General features: G+C 29.7%; 27 protein-coding genes and 1 tRNA gene. 4 read left to right on the forward strand and 24 right to left on the reverse strand.

What is annotated here, in order from left to right; translation table 11 throughout:
* Positions 1-49 precede the first annotated feature (49 nt).
* The 3 genes from KI686_RS04530 to KI686_RS04540 all read left to right on the forward strand — a co-directional run bounded on the left by KI686_RS04530 (position 50) and on the right by KI686_RS04540 (position 2,931).
* Positions 50-1,570, forward strand: coding sequence for a hypothetical protein (locus KI686_RS04530; RefSeq protein ID WP_237588081.1), 1,521 nt, complete (start codon positions 50-52; stop codon positions 1,568-1,570).
* Positions 1,571-1,641: 71 nt separating this feature from the next.
* Entirely contained in the window at positions 1,642-2,322 is a 681-nt protein-coding gene (locus KI686_RS04535; protein WP_237588082.1) for an SDR family NAD(P)-dependent oxidoreductase, read from the forward strand.
* A gap of 12 nt (positions 2,323-2,334) precedes the next feature.
* Positions 2,335-2,931: a SprT-like domain-containing protein gene (locus tag KI686_RS04540; protein WP_237588083.1), complete on the forward strand. Its 597-nt coding sequence runs from the start codon at positions 2,335-2,337 to the stop codon at positions 2,929-2,931.
* Between the two features lie 44 nt (positions 2,932-2,975).
* On the opposite strand, the gene KI686_RS04545 is transcribed toward KI686_RS04540, so the two are convergent.
* The 4 genes from KI686_RS04545 to KI686_RS04560 form a co-directional block, all read right to left on the reverse strand.
* Complete coding sequence (locus KI686_RS04545; RefSeq protein WP_237588084.1) at positions 2,976-4,442, reverse strand: DUF389 domain-containing protein; 1,467 nt, start codon at positions 4,440-4,442, stop codon at positions 2,976-2,978.
* A gap of 120 nt (positions 4,443-4,562) precedes the next feature.
* Positions 4,563-4,635: transfer RNA gene (locus KI686_RS04550), tRNA-Lys, on the reverse strand.
* Between the two features lie 62 nt (positions 4,636-4,697).
* The gene (locus KI686_RS04555; RefSeq protein ID WP_237588085.1) at positions 4,698-5,465 is read right to left on the reverse strand and encodes an ABC transporter ATP-binding protein; all 768 of its coding nucleotides are present in this window, start codon (positions 5,463-5,465) and stop codon (positions 4,698-4,700) included.
* A gap of 3 nt (positions 5,466-5,468) precedes the next feature.
* Positions 5,469-6,209, reverse strand: a complete 741-nt coding sequence (locus tag KI686_RS04560; RefSeq protein WP_237588086.1) for an MlaE family ABC transporter permease — start codon at positions 6,207-6,209, stop codon at positions 5,469-5,471.
* 109 nt (positions 6,210-6,318) lie between these two features.
* Here KI686_RS04560 and pafA point away from each other — a divergent pair, with 109 nt between their 5' ends.
* Positions 6,319-7,971, forward strand: coding sequence for an alkaline phosphatase PafA (pafA, locus tag KI686_RS04565; RefSeq protein WP_237588087.1), 1,653 nt, complete (start codon positions 6,319-6,321; stop codon positions 7,969-7,971).
* Positions 7,972-8,000: 29 nt separating this feature from the next.
* Here pafA and KI686_RS04570 read toward each other — a convergent pair whose 3' ends face one another.
* The 20 genes from KI686_RS04570 to rpsH all read right to left on the reverse strand — a co-directional run bounded on the left by KI686_RS04570 (position 8,001) and on the right by rpsH (position 22,183).
* A complete protein-coding gene (locus KI686_RS04570) occupies positions 8,001-8,675 on the reverse strand; it encodes a PrsW family intramembrane metalloprotease (RefSeq protein ID WP_237588088.1) in 675 nt (224 codons plus the stop codon).
* Between the two features lie 3 nt (positions 8,676-8,678).
* The gene (gene ctlX, locus KI686_RS04575) at positions 8,679-9,614 is read right to left on the reverse strand and encodes a citrulline utilization hydrolase CtlX (protein ID WP_237588089.1); all 936 of its coding nucleotides are present in this window, start codon (positions 9,612-9,614) and stop codon (positions 8,679-8,681) included.
* A 15-nt stretch (positions 9,615-9,629) separates the two neighbouring features.
* Positions 9,630-10,544, reverse strand: a complete 915-nt coding sequence (locus tag KI686_RS04580; protein WP_237588090.1) for a dimethylarginine dimethylaminohydrolase family protein — start codon at positions 10,542-10,544, stop codon at positions 9,630-9,632.
* A 72-nt stretch (positions 10,545-10,616) separates the two neighbouring features.
* Positions 10,617-11,903, reverse strand: coding sequence for a citrate synthase (locus KI686_RS04585; protein ID WP_237588091.1), 1,287 nt, complete (start codon positions 11,901-11,903; stop codon positions 10,617-10,619).
* Positions 11,904-12,069: 166 nt separating this feature from the next.
* Positions 12,070-13,356, reverse strand: a complete 1,287-nt coding sequence (gene eno / locus KI686_RS04590; RefSeq protein ID WP_237588092.1) for a phosphopyruvate hydratase — start codon at positions 13,354-13,356, stop codon at positions 12,070-12,072.
* A 278-nt stretch (positions 13,357-13,634) separates the two neighbouring features.
* The gene (gene carA, locus KI686_RS04595) at positions 13,635-14,753 is read right to left on the reverse strand and encodes a glutamine-hydrolyzing carbamoyl-phosphate synthase small subunit (protein ID WP_237588093.1); all 1,119 of its coding nucleotides are present in this window, start codon (positions 14,751-14,753) and stop codon (positions 13,635-13,637) included.
* Positions 14,754-14,863: 110 nt separating this feature from the next.
* Positions 14,864-15,334 (reverse strand): 50S ribosomal protein L17, encoded by a 471-nt coding sequence (rplQ, locus tag KI686_RS04600; protein ID WP_237588094.1) that lies wholly within the window; start codon positions 15,332-15,334, stop codon positions 14,864-14,866.
* A 63-nt stretch (positions 15,335-15,397) separates the two neighbouring features.
* Positions 15,398-16,390, reverse strand: coding sequence for a DNA-directed RNA polymerase subunit alpha (locus KI686_RS04605; RefSeq protein ID WP_237588095.1), 993 nt, complete (start codon positions 16,388-16,390; stop codon positions 15,398-15,400).
* Positions 16,391-16,483: 93 nt separating this feature from the next.
* Entirely contained in the window at positions 16,484-17,089 is a 606-nt protein-coding gene (gene rpsD, locus KI686_RS04610; RefSeq protein WP_237588096.1) for a 30S ribosomal protein S4, read from the reverse strand.
* Positions 17,090-17,170: 81 nt separating this feature from the next.
* A complete protein-coding gene (gene rpsK / locus KI686_RS04615; protein WP_237588097.1) occupies positions 17,171-17,554 on the reverse strand; it encodes a 30S ribosomal protein S11 in 384 nt (127 codons plus the stop codon).
* Positions 17,555-17,633: 79 nt separating this feature from the next.
* On the reverse strand, positions 17,634-17,999 hold the full coding sequence (gene rpsM, locus KI686_RS04620; RefSeq protein WP_237588098.1) for a 30S ribosomal protein S13: 366 nt from the start codon (positions 17,997-17,999) through the stop codon (positions 17,634-17,636).
* Positions 17,999-18,115 carry a type B 50S ribosomal protein L36 gene (ykgO, locus tag KI686_RS04625; protein ID WP_004568720.1) on the reverse strand — a complete coding sequence of 39 codons (117 nt, stop codon included), beginning with the start codon at positions 18,113-18,115 and terminating at the stop codon, positions 17,999-18,001. Before ykgO ends, rpsM begins: the two co-directional genes overlap by 1 nt.
* A 13-nt stretch (positions 18,116-18,128) precedes the next feature.
* Positions 18,129-18,344, reverse strand: a complete 216-nt coding sequence (gene infA, locus KI686_RS04630; protein ID WP_004568721.1) for a translation initiation factor IF-1 — start codon at positions 18,342-18,344, stop codon at positions 18,129-18,131.
* Position 18,345: 1 nt separating this feature from the next.
* Positions 18,346-19,668, reverse strand: a complete 1,323-nt coding sequence (gene secY / locus KI686_RS04635) for a preprotein translocase subunit SecY (RefSeq protein ID WP_237588329.1) — start codon at positions 19,666-19,668, stop codon at positions 18,346-18,348.
* A 13-nt stretch (positions 19,669-19,681) separates the two neighbouring features.
* Positions 19,682-20,134 (reverse strand): 50S ribosomal protein L15, encoded by a 453-nt coding sequence (rplO, locus tag KI686_RS04640; protein WP_237588099.1) that lies wholly within the window; start codon positions 20,132-20,134, stop codon positions 19,682-19,684.
* 10 nt (positions 20,135-20,144) lie between these two features.
* Complete coding sequence (gene rpmD / locus KI686_RS04645; protein ID WP_237588100.1) at positions 20,145-20,327, reverse strand: 50S ribosomal protein L30; 183 nt, start codon at positions 20,325-20,327, stop codon at positions 20,145-20,147.
* Positions 20,328-20,338: 11 nt separating this feature from the next.
* Positions 20,339-20,863 (reverse strand): 30S ribosomal protein S5, encoded by a 525-nt coding sequence (rpsE, locus tag KI686_RS04650; protein ID WP_237588330.1) that lies wholly within the window; start codon positions 20,861-20,863, stop codon positions 20,339-20,341.
* A gap of 3 nt (positions 20,864-20,866) precedes the next feature.
* Positions 20,867-21,217 (reverse strand): 50S ribosomal protein L18, encoded by a 351-nt coding sequence (rplR, locus tag KI686_RS04655; RefSeq protein ID WP_237588101.1) that lies wholly within the window; start codon positions 21,215-21,217, stop codon positions 20,867-20,869.
* Positions 21,218-21,228: 11 nt separating this feature from the next.
* Complete coding sequence (gene rplF / locus KI686_RS04660; RefSeq protein WP_237588102.1) at positions 21,229-21,774, reverse strand: 50S ribosomal protein L6; 546 nt, start codon at positions 21,772-21,774, stop codon at positions 21,229-21,231.
* Between the two features lie 10 nt (positions 21,775-21,784).
* On the reverse strand, positions 21,785-22,183 hold the full coding sequence (gene rpsH, locus KI686_RS04665) for a 30S ribosomal protein S8 (protein ID WP_237588103.1): 399 nt from the start codon (positions 22,181-22,183) through the stop codon (positions 21,785-21,787).
* Positions 22,184-22,243: the final 60 nt, after the last annotated feature.

Below are 22,243 nucleotides of genomic sequence, written 5' to 3' on the forward strand. Positions count from 1 at the left end.
ATTAAAAACAACCTTTTAAACTAACCTATAGAAAGTAGAAATTAATTTTATGCGTTATTATATTTCTTTTATTATTTGTATTGTTCTAATTTCTATGAGTTCTTGTAGAAAAGATTTTGATACAATTCCTAATTCTGGGAAATTAGAATTTTCTAAAGACACTGTGTTTTTAGACACTATTTTTACAAACATAGGTTCTGCAACCTACAATTTAAAAGTATATAATAGAGGTAATAATTCAATAACAATTCCGCAAATAAAATTAGAAAACGGAACATCTTCTAACTACAGATTAAACGTTGATGGAATAACGGGTAAAGATTTTACTAACATAGACATACTTGCTAAAGACAGCATTTTTGTTTTTATTGAAACCACAATAGATATAGAAAGTACTACAGATCCTCTTTACACTGATAAAATTTTATTTGACACAGGAGACAATCAACAAGATGTAGATTTAGTTACTTTAGTACAAGATGCTAATTTTATTTATCCTGGTAAAGATCCTCTAACAATGAAAATTGATAGTTTAACTTTAGACGGACAACCAACAACTTTACGAGGTCGTTTTTTAGAAGATGATGAGTTAAACTTTACCAATACAAAACCAACGGTAATTTATGGTTATGCCGCAGTTGCATCAAACAAAACATTAATTATTGATGCTGGTTCTAAAATTTATTTTCATGATAATTCTGGTTTAATCATCGATAAAAAAGCTACATTAAAAGTTAACGGAACATTATCAGAAAATGTAATCTTTCAAGGAGACAGATTAGAACATTCTTTTAGTAAAACTGCTGGCCAATGGGGTACAATTTGGATGCGAGCAGGAAGTTTAAATAACCAAATAAATCATACAATTATTAAAAACGGAGGTATTGGTATTTTAATTGATAGCATCGGAAGTTCTTCTACACCTACTTTAAAACTAGAAAGTACACAAATTTACAATCATTCTAACTACGGTATTTTAGCTAGAGAAACCAATATAGAAGGAAACAACGTAGTAATTGGCTCTGCCGGCGAAGCTTCTTTAGCCGCTACAATTGGCGGAACTTACAATTTTACTCATAGTACTTTTGCAAATTTCTGGAACAACGGAATTAGACAGTTACCTGCTGTTTTAGTAAACAATTTCTTTACTTATACAGATGAAAATAATCAAGATTTTATAGAAACTAGAAATCTATATGCGGCTAATTTTACTAATTGCATTTTTGATGGAAACAACAATATTGAATTTGTTTTAGATAAAGTTGATGCTGGTGGAATTTTTAACTACAACATTAGTAATTCTATGATTCAGTTTAATGATACTAATAACTCTTACGAGAACAATACAGAAATGGATTTTACAAATGCATTTTATCAAAATATAATTTTAAACGGAAATACAGATTTTAGAAATTCTCAAAACGAAGATTTTATAATAGGTGAAGATTCTGATGCTATAAACAAAGCTAAATCAACAACTTTTAGTATAGATATTTTAGGTATTGATAGAAGTACAAATCCTGATATTGGAGCATATCAACATATTATTTTTGAAGAGGACGATTTATAAGATATTTTAGTTTAAACCATTATTGTAATTTCTTTTTACTTCAAAAAAAATACTTTTTTTAAATTTTACACATGAAAAACATTGTTATAACAGGTACAAGTAGAGGAATTGGTTTTGAACTGGCAAAACAGTTTGCAGAAAAAGGACATCAAGTTTTGGCTTTATCTAGAAACACACAACCTCTGTTAGATTTTAATCATAAAAATATTACTGTAATTTCTGTTGATTTATCCATTAATACAGACTTAAATAAAGTGGTTTCTTTTATTAAAAATAATTGGCAACAAGTAGATGTTTTAATAAACAATGCAGGTAAACTAATTAATAAACCTTTTACAGAATTATCTTCTAACGATTTTTTAGAAGTTTATAAAGTTAATGTTTTTGCTGTAGCAGAAATCACAAAATTAATAGTACCTTTTATGAAAAAAGGAAGTCATGTTGTTACTGTTAGTTCTATGGGAGGAATTCAAGGAAGCATGAAATTTCCTGGCTTAGCAGCATATTCATCCGCCAAAGGCGCTGTAATTACCTTGTCTGAATTATTAGCAGAAGAGTATAAAGAGCAACAGATTGCATTTAATGTTTTGGCTTTAGGTGCTGTACAAACAGAAATGTTAGAAGAAGCTTTTCCGGGTTATATTGCACCAATATCTGCTACAGAAATGGCTAATTATATTTTTGATTTCTCTTTAACAGGAAATAAATATTATAACGGAAAAGTATTACAAGTTTCATCTACAACTCCGTAAAAAAGAAACAAATTGAGTTCTAATTTTCAACCTTTTATTCCTCAAAAAGCAATTCCTTTTATTCAATTTTTAATTGATGAACACTCTTTTGATCTACATATTGTAAATCAAAGACAAACAAAACATGGTGATTTTAGAGAGCTACCAAACGGAAAATTTATAATTACAGTTAACAATAACCTTAATAAATATCAATTTTTACTAACATTAGTACATGAAATTGCACATCATGTAACGCATCAAAAATTTGGAAGAAAAGTATTGCCGCATGGTAAAGAGTGGAAAATGATTTTTCAACATTTAATGTTGCCTTTTTTACGTCCGGATATTTATCCTAAAGAAATACTACCTTACCTAGCAAATTATTTAAAAAACCCAAAAGCAAGTACAGATACAGACGTAAAGCTATCTTTAGCCTTAAAAGGAAATGCAGCTGAAACAGGAAAAAACTTTGTTTTTCAAATTCCTTTAAATAGTTTTTTCGAATTTAAAAATGTTATTTACAAAAGAGGAAACAAACGTAGAACAAGAATTGAATGCATGAATATGAGTAATAAAAAAATTTACCTTTTTAACCAAAATACAGAAGTTAAGCTTTATAATCCGTAAAAAACTTAATCAAAAAAAGCATCCTTTTTAGGATGCTTTTTTGATTAATTTCTTTTGATAAACAACGTATCTAATTCTAGCTCTTTTTGCAACCAACTTCTTAACTCTTTTTCTTTAAATTCAACAAGATCTTTAGATAAACCTACACTCCATTTAACCATTGCAGTTGGTATGGTATCTATTTTTGTAAAATCTTTAGAATACAATGCATTAGCAAACCCAATTTCTTCTATATCATTGTATCTAATTTTAGCATCTTTTGCTATTCTACTAAATGCAATTGCTTTACTGTTTTTATTATGTGCATCCTCTTCTATCCTTGCGTTTAAAATTGCAATAGTGCTTTCTAAATCTGCAATTTGTTTCTGTAACTCTTCAATATTTTTTTTACTCTCTTGCAACTCTTCTCTTTTCTCTTTATATGCAGTTGTAATCAACTCAAAACTTTTAGTATCACTACCTTTTATTTTAATTTTAAAGTCTTTAATTTTAGCATATTCTACATCTTTTAATTGATTGATAAGTAGATTTTTTTCTCCATCAGTTACTTCATTAAAAAAACTTAATCTAATTTCCTTGCCGTCTATATCTAAATCTGGGTCTCCAAGAATTTGAAAATTAGAAATAGATTCTACTTCATTTTTAATAAACGTATTAAATTGTCTTTCTATTTGACTTTCTTCAAAAACCCTTAAGAAAGTAATAATTGCAGGAATCATAACTGCAACTCCTATTACAGATGCAATTGTAGCATAACGTTTTCTTTTAGCGGCATTAGCATATTTATGCATTGGAAAACGCAATAATTTTAAAACTAAAAATGTTGCTAAAGCAATAAAAATTGTATTAATTGTAAATAAATAAAGCGCACCAAAGAAATATGGCCAATTTCCTTTAGCCAACCCATAACCAGCTGTACATAATGGCGGCATTAATGCCGTAGCAATTGCAACACCAAAAATTACAGAAGCCACAGTTCCTTTTTTAGTTCTCGCAACCATTAAAGCCAAACCACCAAAAAAAGCTATTAAAACATCTCTAATATCTGGACTAACTCTACCTAATAATTCTGAATTATCTTCACTTAGCGGAAAAATATAAAAGAATAAAAATGATGCCAATAAGCTTAAGCCTATCATAACACCTAAGTTTATTAGAGACTTTTTAAAAGTATTAATATCATTTAAAGCAAAAGACATACCAATACCTAAAATAGGCCCCATTAAAGGAGATATTAACATGGCTCCGATAACAACTGCTGTAGAGTCTGCGTTTAAGCCTATAGAAGCCACAAATACTGCAAAAATAAGAATCCATGCTGTAGCTCCTTTAAAAGGTATATCTGCCTTTATAGCATTCATTGTAGCTTCATGATCTGTATCATCTCTAAAGTCTAAAAGTTCTTTTAAATATTTTTTTATACTAGAAAATAAGCCTTTTGCTTCATTTCTAATATTCTCTTTAGATTTATCTACAACTACATTTTCTTTATTTACATTATTTTCTTCCATAAAAAAAAGCATTAAATTATTTGAGGAAGATACAAAATTTTAAAATTGACAATCTTATCTTGTTAAAATATTTCTTCCATAAAAAAAGCTTCACAAAAATGTGAAGCTTTTAATTTAAAGTGACCGGGCTGGGGCTCGAACCCAGGACCCTCTCCTTAAAAGGGAGATGCTCTACCAACTGAGCTACCAGGTCATTCCTTTTCGTCTTAGCGGCTGCAAAGATATTCTTTTATTTCGTTTAACCAAACTTTTTTTCTATTTTTTTTCATTTAAATATGCTTCTCTAACTTTTTTAAATAAGTTAGAAGAATACACAAAATCTACAACTGTTTCATTATCAGTTTTAAAAATATCTTCACTATTGCCTTCCCATGCTTTTTTGCCATCTTTTAAAAAAATAATTTTTTCTCCAATTTCCATTACAGAATTCATGTCGTGAGTATTAATTACAGTTGTAATTTTATATTCATCTGTAATTTCATTAATCAAATTATCTATCACAATTGCTGTTTGAGGATCTAACCCAGAGTTAGGCTCATCACAAAATAAATATTTTGGATTCATTACAATGGCTCTTGCAATGGCAACTCTTTTTTGCATTCCTCCAGATAGTTCTGCAGGTAATTTTTTATTAGAATTTTCTAAGTTTACTCTTTTTAAAACAAAATTTACTCGATCTAACATTTCTGCATGAGATTTTTTTGTAAACATTTTAAGAGGAAACATTACATTTTCTTCTACTGTCTGAGAATCGAATAAAGCACTTCCTTGAAAAACCATACCAATTTCTTGTCTCCATTGTTGTTTTTCTAGATCCGTAAATTTTGTATTTATTCTTCCATCAAAAGAAATTGTTCCTTCTTCTGGTGTATGTAAACCTATTAAAGATTTTAAAAAAACGGTCTTTCCAGAACCACTTTGCCCTATTATTAAATTTGTTTTCCCTGGGTGAAAAGTAGCCGAAATACCTTTTAAAACTTTTACATCTCCAAATCCTTTTTGTAAGTTATTTACTTCTATCATATTTTAGGTTAAAAGCATTTGAGTTAAAAAATAATTTGCTATTACAATTAAAATAGTTGTCCAAACTACAGATTGTGTACTTGCTCTACCCACTGCAATAGAACCTCCTTTTACATAATAACCATGATAAGATGGTACAGTAGCTATTAAAAATGCAAATATTAAAGTTTTAATTATTGCATATGTTAATAAAAATGGATTAAAATCTAACTGAACTCCTTCTATATAACTAGTGCCAGAAAAAAGACCTGATAAAACTCCTGAAACCCATCCACCAAAAATACCTAAAAAGATACCTAGTGATACTAGAAAAGGATAGAAAACAACAGTTGCAATTATTTTAGGTAATACTAAATAATTTAAAGAATTTATTCCCATTACTTCTAAAGCATCTATTTGTTCTGTAACACGCATTGTACCAATACTAGATGTAATATAAGACCCCACTTTACCTGCTAAAATTATAGAACAAAAGGTAGGTGCAAATTCTAATATTATAGATCGTTTTGCTGCAAAACCTATTAAAGATTCTGGTATAAAAGGATTATCTAAATTTAATGCCGTTTGAAGCGCAATTACACCACCAATAAAAAAGGAAATAAACATAATAATTCCCATAGATTTTATACCTAAATCTTCTATTTCTTTAAAAATGGCTTGATAAAATACTTTTAATCTTTGAGGCTTCTTAAAAATTTGCCTTAACATCATAAAGTATTTACCAATATGTTCAACGTAATTCATTCAAATATAAATTTGTGCTAAAGTATTAAATAATCATTAATACGATGTTAATATGCGTTAATCAAAATATAAAATTATTACTTTTGACTAATCTTATAATTAATTTAACATGAAAATTAAAATAGCCATTGGCTTTATTGCTTCGCTTCTTTTTTTAAGTTGTAATACTGTAGCAGAAAAACAACAATCTAAAGTAACAAAAAAATCCAAATTAGTAATTGGTATTGTTGTAGACCAAATGAGGTACGATTACTTAACAAGGTATGCAGATAGATTTGGTAAAGATGGTTTTAATAGAATATTAAACAACGGTTTTTCTTTAGAAAACGCACATTACAATTATATACCTACCTATACAGCTGTTGGTCATACAACTGTTTATACAGGTACAACACCTAGCGAACACGGTATTATTTCTAACAATTGGTATGATAAAGTTTTAAAAGAATCTATTTACTGTGTAGACGATGCTACTTATAAAACCGTTGGAAATAATAGTGAAAATGGTCAAAAATCTCCTAAAAGACTTTATGCTACTACAATTACAGATCAATTGCATTTAGCACAAAATATGCATGGTAAAACAATTGGTATTTCAATTAAAGACCGTTCTGCAATATTACCTGCGGGTCATTCTGCAAACGGAGCATATTGGTATGATGGTGGTAATTTTAATAATTGGATTACTAGTACTTTTTATATGGATGATTTACCAAAATGGGTTAAAGATTTTAATGCAAATAATAAAGCTGATGAATATTTAAACCAACCTTGGGAAACTTTATATGATATTAAAACATACACAAGTAGTAGAGTTGATGATAATATATTTGAAGGTAAATTTAAAGGAGAAGCAACACCTACTTTACCAAAAGATTTAAAGTCTTTAAGAACAAAAAACGGAAACTTTAGTTTGATAAAAACAGTACCTGCAGGTAATACTTTAACTGTAGATTTTGCTAAAGCAGCTGTTATTGGAGAAAATTTAGGAAAAAGTGAATATACAGACTTTTTAGCACTTAGTTTTTCTACTACAGATTATGTTGGACATAAATACGGAGTAGCTGCAGTAGAAACAGAAGATACTTATTTACGTTTAGATAAAGATTTAGAAAGCTTTTTTCAGTTTTTAGACAAAGAAGTTGGTAAAGACAACTATACTTTATTTTTAACAGCAGATCATGCGGCTGTGCACGTACCAGCTTATTTACAGTCTTTAAAAATACCTGCTCATTATTTAGATACTAAGAAGTTTCAAGAATTTGTTCTAAATATCACAAAAAAATATTTTAACTCTGTAGAGTTGATAGAAAACATTTCTAATTATCAAATATTTTTAAACAAAGAAAAAATAGAATCTTTAAACTTAGAGGTTAATACTGTTGCTCAGAAACTAGCTGATGAAGTGGTAAATTTTGATAAAATATACAAAGCTGTTACTGCAAGAACATTGCAAACAACTAACTTTACTTCTGGTATTATGAACTATTTACAAAACGGATATAATCAAAAGTTTTCTGGTGATGTTTTAATGATTCCTAACCCTGCAACTTTAATTAGCGGAAGAACTGGTACAAGCCACGGATCTGGTTATTCTTATGATACTCATGTACCAATGATTTTTTATGGAAACGGAATTAATAAAGGTACATCTGCTAAAAGATATAATGTAACAGATATAGCACCAACAATTGCTAACTTATTAAAAATAGAAGCTCCAAACGCAACAAACGGAATTGTGATTGAAGAAGTTCTTAAATAATATAGTAAAACAATAAATTAAAAACACCATCAAACTCTAAATATAGAGCCTTGTTGGTGTTTTTTTATGGCTTTTTTTGATAAAAAAACGCCTATTATCAAAGAGATAAAAGCACCTATAGAAATACCTGGAATAAAGTTAATGAATAAGAAAAAATCATACGCTCCATGAAATAACGTTGCAAAAAATAATCCTGTTAAATTTAAAACAACTCTATTTTTAGAAAACTTAGCTTTACCCATAAAATAACCCATCAGAATAGCAAAAACAGCATGTGCAGGTACAGCTGTAAAAGCTCTTAAAACACCCGTAGAAACACCATATTGATAAACATACAATACGTTTTCTAAGGTAGCAAATCCCATAGAAACCATTACTGCATAAACAATTCCATCAAAAGGCTCATTAAATTCTTTATTTCTTTGCGAGTAATATCTTACAATTATATACTTAGAAAATTCTTCTACTAAAGCAACAACAATAAAAGCTTTTAAAAATTGCTGATAAATACTTGTTTGTATTGTTAAAGGTATAATTTTACCTATTAAACCACCTAAAACGGTTGTCATTAATATACTTAAAGTTAGGCCTAGAAGAAAGTTTTTTAATAAAAAAGAAATGGGTTCTTTTTCAAATTTATCTTTAAAATAAATATAAAGTATAATTATAGTTGCAGGTGCAATTGCTAAAAGCAATAAATTCATTTCTTATTTTTTTGGTAAAAAAACTTCTGCCATCATACAACGTGCACTTCCTCCACCACAAAACTCTATAGTATCTAACGGACTAGAAATAATTTTACAGTAATTATTAATTTGTGATCTTTGAATTTGAGACAAACTTTTATTAGCAGCCTCACTCATAATTAAAAAACGTTCGTTACTTGCACCTTTAACTTGCAACATATTTCCCGCAAAATTATTTACTTGATCTTCTGTTATATCAATTACTTTTTTACCATCTTCTTTTAAATGTTTTAAAAGATTTTTACGTTCTTTTTTATCATCAATAGAAGACAAACAAACTATTGCAAATTTTTCTGCAACACACATCATAACATTTGTATGATATATTTCTTCCCTTTTATTATTTACTGTTTGATAAGCAGTAAAAATAACGGGAGTATATTCAAAATCTTCACAAAACTCAATAAATAATTCTTCATCCGCTCTAGGAGAAAGTGCACAATAAGCCTTTTGATTTTGCCTATCTAAAATCATACTTCCTGTTCCTTCTAAAAAGAAATTATCTTCTTCTGCAGAAGTATAATCAACAACATTTTCTATAACAAATCCTTCTTTTTCTATTTGATTTAAAATGTCTTCTCTTCTTTCTAAACGTCTATTTTCTGCAAAAATAGGATAAATTACTACTGTTCCATCTTGATGAAAAGAAATCCAATTATTAGGAAAAATTGAATCTGGTGTATCAAATTCATCGGTATCAGAAACAACAATTACATGTACACCAACACCTCTTAATTTATCTACAAAAACATCAAATTCATTTTGTGCTTTTTTATTTATTACTGAAGGAATTGTGTCTTTAAAATCTTTCTGATAATAATTATTTACAGCTGTTTGTTCGTTCATTCTAAAGTTTATAGGACGAACCATCAAAATAGTATTTGTTATTTGTTGCATTTGTTTTTTAAAAAATTAATCTCTATATAATGGTAATGTAGAGCATCTAAGTAAGCCTTCTTGTTTTGCTATTTCTGAGTATGAGACTTCTTCTACGGTAAATCCTTTTTCTTTAAGCCATTTATTTAAGCGTGTAAAATTTTTCTCAGAAATTATTACATCTTCAGAAATAGAAAAAACATTACTATTCATAGCATACATTTCTTCTTTAGTTATTTCAAAAACATTTTCTTTTCCAAAATAATTTAAAAGCCATTCATATTCTCTTTCTATTAAAAAACCATTTTTATGCAGTATCGCCTTGTCTTTACCAATTGGCTGAAAGCAACAATCTAAATGTAAAGCATTTTCTTTTGCATCTGTATTAGATTTTCTTAACTCAAAAGATTTTACAATTTTATTAGGAAATAACTCTTGTATAGCTATAACTGCATCTGTATTAGTACGTGCAGTAATATAATCTGCATAATCAGATCCTGAATATGTTCCTATAAAAATATAGTCATTCCAAGGCATTACATCACCACCTTCTACATGACATTCTTCTGGTAAAACAACTACTTTTTGAGGATCTATTTGAGAAATTACTTTATCGATTGCTTTGTATTCTTTTTCTCTATCTGGTAATATATTAGCTTCTATAAAAATATCATCTATTACAAACGCAATATCTCTAGAAAATATTTGATTATAATCTTCTATTATATCTGGTCTAAAAACTTGTACATCATATTTTTTAAAAACTTTAGCTACAGCTTCCATTTCTGCAACCATACTTTCCTCTTTAGGATAAGTACCAGCTAAAACATGTTCTATACTTTTAGGATCGTAACAATCTTCTACTTTAGGTATACCTCCATTACTAACAGCAGTACCTAAAATAACAGATCTTAACCTTGAGGTTTCGTTTTTAATATTTAATTTTAACATATTTAAAAGTAATAAAAAAAAGCTTCATATATATGAAGCTTTTTAATTTTTGATAAAAATAATACTATTATTTTATCTTTTATCTAACTCTACAAAAGGTCTTAAATTTTCGCCAGTATAAACTTGACGTGGTCTACCAATTGGTTCTTTTTTAAGTCTCATTTCTTTCCACTGAGCAATCCAACCTGGTAAACGACCTAAAGCAAACATTACGGTAAACATTTCTACAGGAATACCCATAGCTCTGTATATAATACCTGAATAAAAATCTACGTTTGGATATAATTTTCTATCTACAAAATATGGATCATTTAAAGCCTCTTGCTCTAAACCTCTTGCAATTTCTAAAATAGGATCTTCTACACCTAAATCATTTAAAACTTCATCTGCAGCTGCTTTAATAATTTTTGCTCTTGGATCAAAATTCTTATAAACTCTGTGTCCAAATCCCATTAAACGGAAAGGATCATTTTTATCTTTGGCTTTTGCCATATATTTTTTAGTATCTCCTCCATCAGCTTTAATAGCTTCTAACATTTCTAATACAGCTTGGTTTGCACCACCATGTAAAGGTCCCCAAAGTGCAGAGATTCCTGCAGATAGAGATGCAAATAATCCTGCATGAGAAGAACCAACTATTCTTACTGTAGATGTAGAACAATTTTGCTCATGATCTGCATGTAAAATTAATAATTTATCTAAAGCATTTTTAATAATAGGGTTCATTTTAAAATCTTCATTAGGTTGCTTAAACATTAAGTACATAATGTTTTCTACATACCCTAAAGATTTTTTACCATAGTTTAAATGCATTCCTTTACTCTTACGCATTGTCCAACCTACTAAAACAGGGAATTTACCCATAATTCTAACAATAGCATTATACATATCTTCTCTAGATTCTATATTTACAGAAACAGGATTAAATGCTGTTAAAGCACTTGTTAAAGAAGAAAGTACTCCCATTGGATGCGCATTTTTAGGAAATGCTTCTAATATTTTTCTAACATCATCATCTACTAAAGAATGTTCTTTTATATCTGCATGAAATTTTTCTAATTGTTCTTTATTTGGTAAGTCTCCAAAAATTAATGCATAAGAAACTTCTAAAAAATCTGCTTTTTCTGCTAACTCTTCAATAGAATATCCTCTATATCTTAAAATTCCTTTTTCTCCATCTAAAAAAGTAACAGCACTCTCACAAGAACCAGTATTTTTAAAACCCGGATCAATAGTAATTACACCATTTGTAGCGTTTCTAAGTGTTTTAATATTAATGGCAACTTCATTCTCTGTTCCTTTTACAAGTGGAAATTCATATGAATTATCTCCTATCTGTAATTTTGCTGTATCTGACATTTATTTGTATTGTTTAGTGCTACGAATATAGCATATTTTAAAGAAAATTAAAAGTGGTTCTTTATAGTTTTTATATATCATAAAATAAAACCTGATTATAAATTAGATATATAAAAAAAACCTCATAAAAATATGAGGTTTTAAAAAAAAATAAATACAAAAATATTTATATTTTAAATGCTTTTTCTTTTGGAAAATAAGCAGTTTCTGCTAATTCTTCCTCTATACGTAGTAATTGATTATACTTTGCCATTCTATCAGAACGAGAAGCAGAACCTGTTTTAATTTGCCCACAATTTAATGCAACTGCTAAATCTGCAATTGTATTATCTTCTGTTTCACCAGATCTATGAGACATTACAGAAGTAAAACCAGCATTTTTAGCCATATTTACAGCTGCAATTGTTTCTGTTAAAGAACCTATTTGGTTTACTTTAATTAAAATTGAGTTTGCAATACCGTTTTCAATACCTCTTGATAGACGCTCTACATTTGTAACAAATAAATCATCTCCAACTAATTGAACTTTATCTCCAATTTTTTCAGTTAAATATTTCCATCCTTCCCAATCATTTTCATCCATACCATCTTCAATAGAAATAATAGGATATTTATCTGCTAATTCTGCTAAATAATCAGCTTGTTCTTGGCTTGTTCTAATTTTACCAGTTTCTCCTTCAAACTTAGAATAATCATATTTACCATCAACATAAAACTCTGCAGAAGCACAATCTAATGCAATTTTAATTTCGTCACCAAAAGAATATCCTGCATTCTCAACAGCTAAAGCAATTGTTTCAATAGCATCTTCTGTACCGTCTAAAGTTGGTGCAAAACCTCCTTCGTCTCCTACTGCTGTAGATAAATCTCTATCGTGTAAAACTTTCTTTAGGTTATGAAATATTTCAGACCCCATTTGCATAGCTTTAGAAAAAGTTTCTGCTTTAACAGGCATTATCATAAATTCTTGAAAAGCTATTGGTGCATCTGAATGAGAACCACCATTAATAATGTTCATCATAGGAACTGGTAGAGTATTTGCAGAAACACCACCAACATATCTATACAATGGCATACCTAACTCATTAGCAGCAGCTTTAGCAACAGCTAAAGAAACTCCTAAAATAGCATTAGCTCCTAATTTAGATTTATTAGGTGTTCCATCTAAATCAATCATTAATTTATCAATACTGTTTTGCTCAAAAACAGATGTTCCTAATAATTCTTCTGCTATAATATTATTAACATTACTTACAGCTTTTAAAACACCTTTACCCATGTAGTCTTTACCACCATCTCTTAACTCTACTGCTTCATGCTCTCCTGTAGACGCTCCAGAAGGAACTGCTGCTCTACCTAAAGTTCCATTTTCTGTAGTTACATCTACTTCTACAGTTGGGTTTCCTCTTGAATCAAAAATTTGACGTGCGTAAACGCTAATTATAATGCTCATTTTTTTATTGTTTAATTAATTTTAATTCTTTTTTCTTACTGATGCTAAATTACAAAATGTCTAATGTATTTAATAATTTGTATCAAATTAATTACGAAAACGTTTGCAAATAATTTGATAAGTAAAAAACAAAAAAAAACCCACTCACGATATGAGTGGGAAAATTGCTATGAAAAAGTGTGTGAATTTTAAATCACGTGATAAAATTAATTCATAAAAAATAAAACTTAATTAATTTTTGATGAATTGCATAAAAGTTAAGTTAATTGGTAACAAAATTAAGATAGAATCTTTTTAGCCACTTTTGTATTATTAATAAATTGATCGAATAAATATTCAGAATCATGTGGCCCTGGACTAGCTTCTGGGTGATATTGTACCGAAAAAGTATTTTTATCTTTTAGTTTAATTCCTGCTACAGTATTATCATTTAAATGAACGTGTGTAATTTCTACATTTTCATTAGTTTCTGTTTCTTCTCTATTTATTGCAAAACCATGGTTTTGAGAAGTAATTTCTCCTTTACCTGTTAACAAGTTTTTTACAGGATGATTAATACCTCTATGACCATTATGCATTTTATAAGTAGAAATACCATTGGCCAACGCTATAACTTGATGACCTAAGCAAATACCAAAAAGAGGTAAATCTCTCTTAATTATTTCTTTTGCTAGTTCTTGAGCTTCAGTTAAAGGTTCTGGATCACCAGGTCCATTAGAAATAAAATATCCATCTGCATTAAATGATTCTAAATCTGAAAAAGTTGAATTGTAAGGATAAACCTTAACATAAGCACCTCTTTTTGTTAAGTTTCTTAAAATATTCTTTTTAATACCAATATCAAGAGCTGCTATTTTAATATCTGCATTTTCATCACCTACAAAATAAGGTTCTTTTGTTGATACTTTAGATGCCAACTCTAAGCCTTCCATACTAGGTACTTCAGCTAATCTCTTTTTTAATTCATCAATATTATCAACTTCTGTAGAAATAATGGCATTCATAGCTCCATTGTCTCTAATATAAGCTACTAAAGCTCTTGTATCTACATCAGAAATTGCTACTAAATTATGTTTTGTAAACCAATCTTTAAGATTACCATCAGAATCTACTCTAGAGTGTATAAAGCTAAAGTTTCTACAAATAAGACCAGAAATTTTAATTCCATCAGATTCTACTTCTTCATTATTAACACCATAATTACCAATATGGGCATTTGCAGTAACCATTAATTGCCCAAAATAAGATGGATCTGTAAAAATTTCTTGATAACCAGTCATACCGGTATTAAAACATATTTCTCCAGTTGAACTTCCTTCTATCCCAACAGATTTTCCATAAAAAACTGTCCCGTCTGCTAATAAAACTAAAGCTTTTTTTCTTGTTTGATATTTCATTGATTGTGCTTGTGTTACTATGTTGTAATTATTAATGCAAAAATATAAAAAAAGGGATAAACGTAAACGCCTATCCCTTTTATATTAATTTTTAAAACTTCATGAATTAATTATTCTTCAGTTTTTTCTTCTGTTTGTGTTACTTCTGGTTGAGCAGAATCAGCTTTTTTTCTACCTCTACGAGTAGATTTTTTAGCTTTCTTACCTTTAGGATTATAAATTTCATTATAATCAACTAACTCTACCATTGCCATAGGAGCATTATCTCCTTGACGATTACCTAATTTTATGATACGTACATAACCACCTGGTCTGTCTGCAACTTTAACAGATATTTCTCTAAAAAGCTCTGTAACTGCATATTTATCACGTAAATAAGAGAATACGATACGTCTATTGTGAGTTGTATCTGCTTTAGATTTAGTTATTAATGGCTCTACAAAAACTCTTAAAGCTTTTGCTTTTGCAACAGTAGTATTAATACGTTTGTGCTCTATTAAAGAACAAGCCATATTAGCTAACATAGCTTTTCTATGCGCTGTTTTTCTACCTAAATGATTGTGTTTCTTTCCGTGTCTCATTTTGACGTTTGTTTTATACTTTCATCTTGCATCTACCCATTTTGAGGAGCAAAATATGAAAGGTTAATCTCTATCTAATTTATATTTTGTTAAATCCATTCCAAAACTTAAACCTTTAACAATAACTAACTCTTCTAATTCAGTTAAAGATTTTTTACCAAAGTTTCTAAATTTCATTAAATCACTTTTGTTAAAAGAAACTAAATCTCCTAATGTATCTACCTCTGCAGCCTTTAAACAATTTAAAGCTCTTACAGATAAATCCATATCTATCAATCTAGTCTTTAATAACTGACGCATATGTAATGATTCTTCATCATATGTTTCAGTTTGTGCAATTTCATCAGCTTCTAATGTTATACGCTCATCAGAGAATAACATAAAGTGGTGTATTAAAATTTTAGCAGCTTCAGTTAATGCATCTTTAGGATTTATAGATCCATCAGTATCAATATCAAATACTAATTTTTCATAATCCGTTTTTTGCTCTACACGATAATTTTCGATTGCATATTTTACATTCTTAATTGGTGTGTAAATAGAATCTGTAAAGATTGTTCCTATTGGAGCTGATGATTTTTTATTTTCATCTGCAGGTACAAATCCTCTACCTTTTTCTATAACTATTTCTGCGTTTAATTTTACAGATTTATCCATATTACAAATAACTAAATCTGGATTCAATACCTGAAAACCAGAAATAAACTTTTGTAAATCTCCAGCAGTAAATTGCTCTTGACCTGATAATGAAACAGAAACTGTTTCTCTATCTGTTTCTTCTATTTGTTTCTTAAAACGTACTTGTTTTAAGTTTAAGATAATTTCTGTAACATCTTCAACTACACCTGGTACTGTAGAAAATTCATGCTCTACTCCATCTATTCTTAGAGAAGTGATTGCAAAACCTTCTAAAGAAGATAAAAGAACTCTTCTTAAAGCATTACCTATAGTTAAACCAAAACCCGGTTCTAAAGGTCTAAATTCAAATCTGCCTTTAAAATCAGTAGATTCAATCATTATTACTTTATCGGGCTTTTGAAAATTTAAAATTGCCATTGTCTTCGTTTTAATTGTTATTTGGTTGCGCGGTTTGTAAGTGTGAAGAAGTACCTACAAACCCTTTGGCCAAATCTCAATATGATTAATTTATTACTTAGAATATAATTCTACGATTAATTGTTCTTTAATGTTTTCTGGAATTTGAAGTCTTTCTGGTGCTTTTACAAAAGTTCCAGATTTAGTATCTGAGTTCCATGTTAACCATTCAAAAACATTATTGTTAGATGCTAATGCATCATCTATAGCTTGTAAAGATTTAGATTTTTCTCTAACAGCTATAACATCTCCTTCTTTTAAACTATAAGATGGTACGTTTACAATTTCTCCATTAACCGTTATATGTCTGTGAGAAACTAATTGACGTGCACCACTTCTAGAATTTGAAATTCCCATTCTGTAAACAACATTATCTAAACGAGATTCACATAATTGAAGTAAAATTTCACCTGTAATTCCTTGAGAAGCTGATGCTTTTTTGAATAAGTTACTAAATTGACGCTCTAATATACCATAAGTATATTTTGCTTTTTGCTTCTCCATTAATTGAGTAGCATATTCAGATTTCTTTCCTCTTCTTCTTGCATTACCATGCTGCCCTGGAGGAAAATTTCTTTTTTCGAAGTTTTTATCTTCACCAAAAATTGCTTCACCAAACTTACGTGCAATTTTAGTTTTTGGTCCTGTATATCTTGCCATTTCTTTTTGTGTTAAAATAGGGATTATGAATTAAGGCTAACTCCTTCGATAATCTATTTCCTATTTGTTAAAAATATTTATTTATACTCTTCTTCTTTTAGGAGGACGACATCCATTATGAGGTATTGGAGTAACATCAATAATTTCAGTTACTTCTACACCTGCATTATGTAATGATCTAATAGCAGATTCTCTACCATTACCTGGTCCTTTTACATAAACTTTTACTTTACGTAAACCTGCTTCTTTAGCTGGTTCTGCACAATCTTCTGCTGCTAATTGAGCTGCATAAGGTGTGTTCTTTTTAGAACCTCTAAATCCCATTTTACCTGCAGATGACCAAGAGATTACATCTCCTTTTTTATTTGTTAAAGAAATAATGATGTTATTAAAAGAAGCTGTTACATGTGCTTCTCCAATAGAATCTACTATTACTTTACGTTTTTTTGAACTTGCTTTTGCCATAATTCTTTTAATTTAGTAATTTAGTTTTCCAACCTTATAGTTATAAACTATTGTTAGATCTTTATTACGTTAAACTAACCTATTTTTTCTTGTTAGCTACAGTTTTTCTCTTACCTTTTCTTGTACGAGAGTTGTTTTTAGTTCTTTGACCTCTTAAAGGAAGACCAAGTCTATGACGAATTCCTCTTTGACATCCAATATCCATTAAACGTTTAATGTTTAATTGTACTTCTGAACGTAATTCTCCTTCTATTGTAAAAGATCCAACTTCTTCTCTAATTGCTGCTATTTGATCATCTGTCCAATCTTGAACTTTAATGCTCTCATCAACTTTTGCGTTTGCTAAAACTTTTTTAGCTCTGCTGTTTCCTATACCAAAGATGTAAGTTAAAGCAATAACTCCTCTTTTATTCTTTGGAATATCAATACCTGCTATTCTTGCCATTACCCTTGTCTTTGTTTAAATCTAGGATTTTGTTTATTTATTACGTATAATCTACCTTTTCTGCGAACTATTTTGCAGTCGGCACTTCTTTTTTTAACTGATGCTCTAACTTTCATCTGTTTTGTTTTTTTAGTATCTGTAAGTAATTCTTGCCTTTGATAAATCGTAAGGACTCATTTCTAATTTAACTTTATCACCAGGTAATAATTTAATATAATGCATACGCATTTTACCAGAAATGTGAGCCGTAACTATATGTCCGTTTTCTAATTCTACACGAAACATTGCATTTGATAATGCTTCTGTAATTGTTCCGTCTTGTTGAATTGCTGATTGTTTAGCCATACTATTTATTCGATTTTCTTTTGCTATTTCCCCCTTTCATTAAACCATCATAATGACGATTTAATAAGTAAGAGTTAATTTGTTGCAAAGTATCAATTGCAACACCAACCATAATTATTAATGATGTACCACCGTAAAACATTGCCCAACTTTGTTGAACTCCGAATTTAGAAACAACTGCTGGCAAAATTGCCAACCCTGCTAAAAACAAAGAACCTGGAAATGTAATTCTAGACAATACACCGTCTAACATATCTGCAGTATCTTTACCTGGTCTAACACCCGGTATAAAACCACCACTTCTTTTTAAATCATCAGCCATTTTATTCGTAGGAATAGTAATCGCTGTATAAAAGTAACTGAAGATAATAATTAGTAATGCAAAAATAACATTGTACTGCCAACCATTATGATCTGTTAAACTAACTAATGCTGGAAATTTTTGACCTAATGTTAAAGGTAAAAACATAATAGCTTGTGCAAAAATAATTGGCATAACACCAGCTGCATTAAGCTTTAAAGGAATATAATCTCTAGATCCAGCAACATTCTGTACACTACCAGCAACAGTTCTTCTAGCATATTGTACTGCTATTTTTCTTACTGCTGTAACCAATAATACAGATAATAAAATCACAACAAACCAAACGATAATTTCAATTAATATCATCATTAAACCACCTGCTCCAGCGTTTGTTGTTTTAGAAACAAACTCTTGTAAGAAAGCCGAAGGAAACCTAGCAATAATACCAACTGTAATTAAAAGGGATATACCATTACCAACACCTTTATCAGTAATTCGCTCTCCTAACCACATTGCAAAAACAGTACCTGCTGTTAAAATTATGATTGAAGAAACCCAGAAAGTAGCACCACTCACTAAAAAAGCTTCTGGACCTAATCCAAATTGAGTTTTAATAGCAGTAATGTAAGTTGGTGCCTGTACTAGTGTAATACCAATAGTTAACCATCTAGTAATTTGTGTAATTTTTTTTCTTCCACTTTCTCCATCTTTTTGCAATTTCTGTAAATAAGGAACCGCAATTCCCATCAACTGAACTACAATAGATGCAGAAATGTATGGCATAATCCCAAGTGCCATTATAGACGCTCTAGAAAATGCCCCACCAGTAAATGCGTTCAATAATCCTAAAAGACCATCAGAAGTACTTTCTTTTAAAGCCGAAAGTTGTAATGGATCTATACCTGGTAAAGGTACAGATGCCATAAAACGATATACAGCTATTAAACCGATAGTAAGAAGAATTTTATTCTTCAATTCTTCGATGCTAAAAATGTCTTTTAATTTATTAATAAAATTCATCATTTACAAGTTCTTATAAAGTAACAGCTTCACCACCAGCAGCTTCAATAGCAGCTTTTGCAGTACCTGTATATTTATGTACAGTAATATTTAATTTTGCTTTTAATTCTCCACCACCTAATATTTTTACTAGGTCGTTTTTTCTAACTAATCCATTAGAAATTAAAACATCTAAATCTACTGTATCTGTTATTTTACCACTATCAACTAAAGATTGTAATTTATCTAAATTGATACCTTGGTACTCTTTACGATTGATATTTGTGAAACCAAATTTTGGCACACGTCTTTGAAGAGGCATTTGACCTCCTTCAAAACCTATTTTTCTAGAATAACCTGAACGAGATTTTGCTCCTTTGTGACCTCTGGTTGAAGTACCTCCATGACCAGAACCTTCACCACGTGCAATTCTTTTCTCTTTTTTAACAGATCCTTCTGCGGGTGTTAAGTTATGTAAACTACTCATTTTAAATATCTTATTTTAATCCCTCTACAGAAACTAAATGTGAAACTTTATTTACCATACCAACAATTGAAGGAGTTGCCTCGTGCTCAACTGTTTGATTTAATCTACGTAAACCTAATGCCTCTAAAGTTCTTTTTTGACTTTTAAGACGTCCGATTTGACTTTTTACCTGTGTAACTTTAATTTTTGCCATCGTTAATAGATTTATCCGTTAAATACTTTATCTAAAGAAATACCTCTTTGTTTAGCTATTGACGCTGCACTACGTAATTGCAATAATGCATCAAAAGTAGCTTTTACAACATTATGAGGATTTGATGAACCTTGAGATTTTGATAATACATCATGTATACCAACTGACTCTAACACATGTCTTACAGCTCCACCAGCAATAACTCCGGTACCATGTGATGCAGGCTTAAGAAATACTTTTGCCCCACCAAATTTACCTTTTTGCTCATGAGGTAAAGTTCCTTCTAAAATAGGAATTCTTACTAAGTTCTTCTTTGCATCTTCAACTGCTTTTGCAATTGCAGAAGAAACATCTTTAGATTTCCCTAAACCATGACCTACAACTCCATTACCATCACCAACAACAACAATTGCAGAGAAACCAAATGCTCTACCACCTTTTGTAACTTTAGTAACACGTTGTACACCTACTAATCTATCTACAAGCTCTAATCCGCTTGGTTTTACTCTTTCTACGTTTTTATATCCTTGCATAATTTCTTAAAATTTTAAACCAGCTTCTCTTGCAGCATCAGCTAATACTTTAACTCTACCGTGGTATAAATATCCGTTTCTATCAAAAGCAACCGTTTCAACCCCAACTTTTGCAGCTTGTTCAGCGATTGCTTTACCAACTGCTGTAGCAGCTTCGGATTTAGTATTTGCTTTAATTTCTTTATTTCTAGATGAAACAGAAGCTAATGTAACTCCATTCTCATCGTCAACTAGTTGAGCATAAATCTCTTTATTACTTCTATAAACCGATAATCTTGGTTTTGTAGCAGTACCAGAAATGATTTTTCTAATTCTTTGCTTAATTCTAGTTCTTCTTTGTAGCTTTGATAATGCCATAATACTATATATTATGCAGATTTACCTGCTTTTCTTCTTAATACTTCACCTACAAACTTAACTCCTTTTCCTTTATAAGGCTCTGGTACTCTAAAAGAACGAATCTTTGCAGCAACTTGACCTACTAATTGTTTATCAAAAGAAGATAATTTAATGATCGGGTTTTTCCCTTTCTCTGAGATAGTTTCAACTTTAACTTCTGGGGCTAAATCTAAAACTATATTATGAGAGAATCCTAAAGCTAAATCTAATTTTTGACCTTGATTAGATGCTCTATAACCTACACCTACTAATTCTAAATCTTTAGTCCAACCTTTACTTACTCCTTCAATCATATTATTGATTAAAGCTCTCATTAAACCATGTTGTGCTTTATGGTCTTTACTTTCTGATGCTCTTTCTAATACTATTGTTGCATCTTCAATTTTCACAGTAATTCCTTCTGAAATAATTTGTGATAACTCACCTAATTTCCCTTTTACTGTAATTACATTGTCTTTAATGTTTACATCTACACCTTGTGAAATGCTAACAGGATTTTTTCCAATTCTACTCATCTCTTAAGATTTAATAAACGTAACATAAAACTTCTCCTCCAACATTCTCTTGACGTGCTTTTTTGTTTGTCATTACACCTTTAGATGTAGAAACAATAGCAATACCAAGTCCGTTTAATACTCTTGGCATCTCTGAAGAGCCAACATATTTACGTAAACCAGGTGTACTGATACGTTGAATTTTTCTAATTACTGACTCTTTTGTGTCTTTGTCATATTTTAAAGCTATCTTAATAGAACCTTGAACTTTATTGTCATTGAACTGATAACTTAAAATATACCCTTGATCAAACAAAATTTTAGTCATTTCCTTCTTCAAATTTGAAGCTGGAACTTCTACTACTCTGTGTCCTGCAGCGATTGCATTTCTTACTCTTGTAAGAAAATCCGCGATTGGATCTGTATACATATTAATATAAAATTGCGATTACGGTTTTTAAACACCTCTATTTATGCTACAGATTTCTCT

The sequence above is a fragment of the Polaribacter sargassicola genome, assembly GCF_021991835.1.
Taxonomy (GTDB): Bacteria; Bacteroidota; Bacteroidia; order Flavobacteriales; family Flavobacteriaceae; genus Polaribacter; species Polaribacter sargassicola.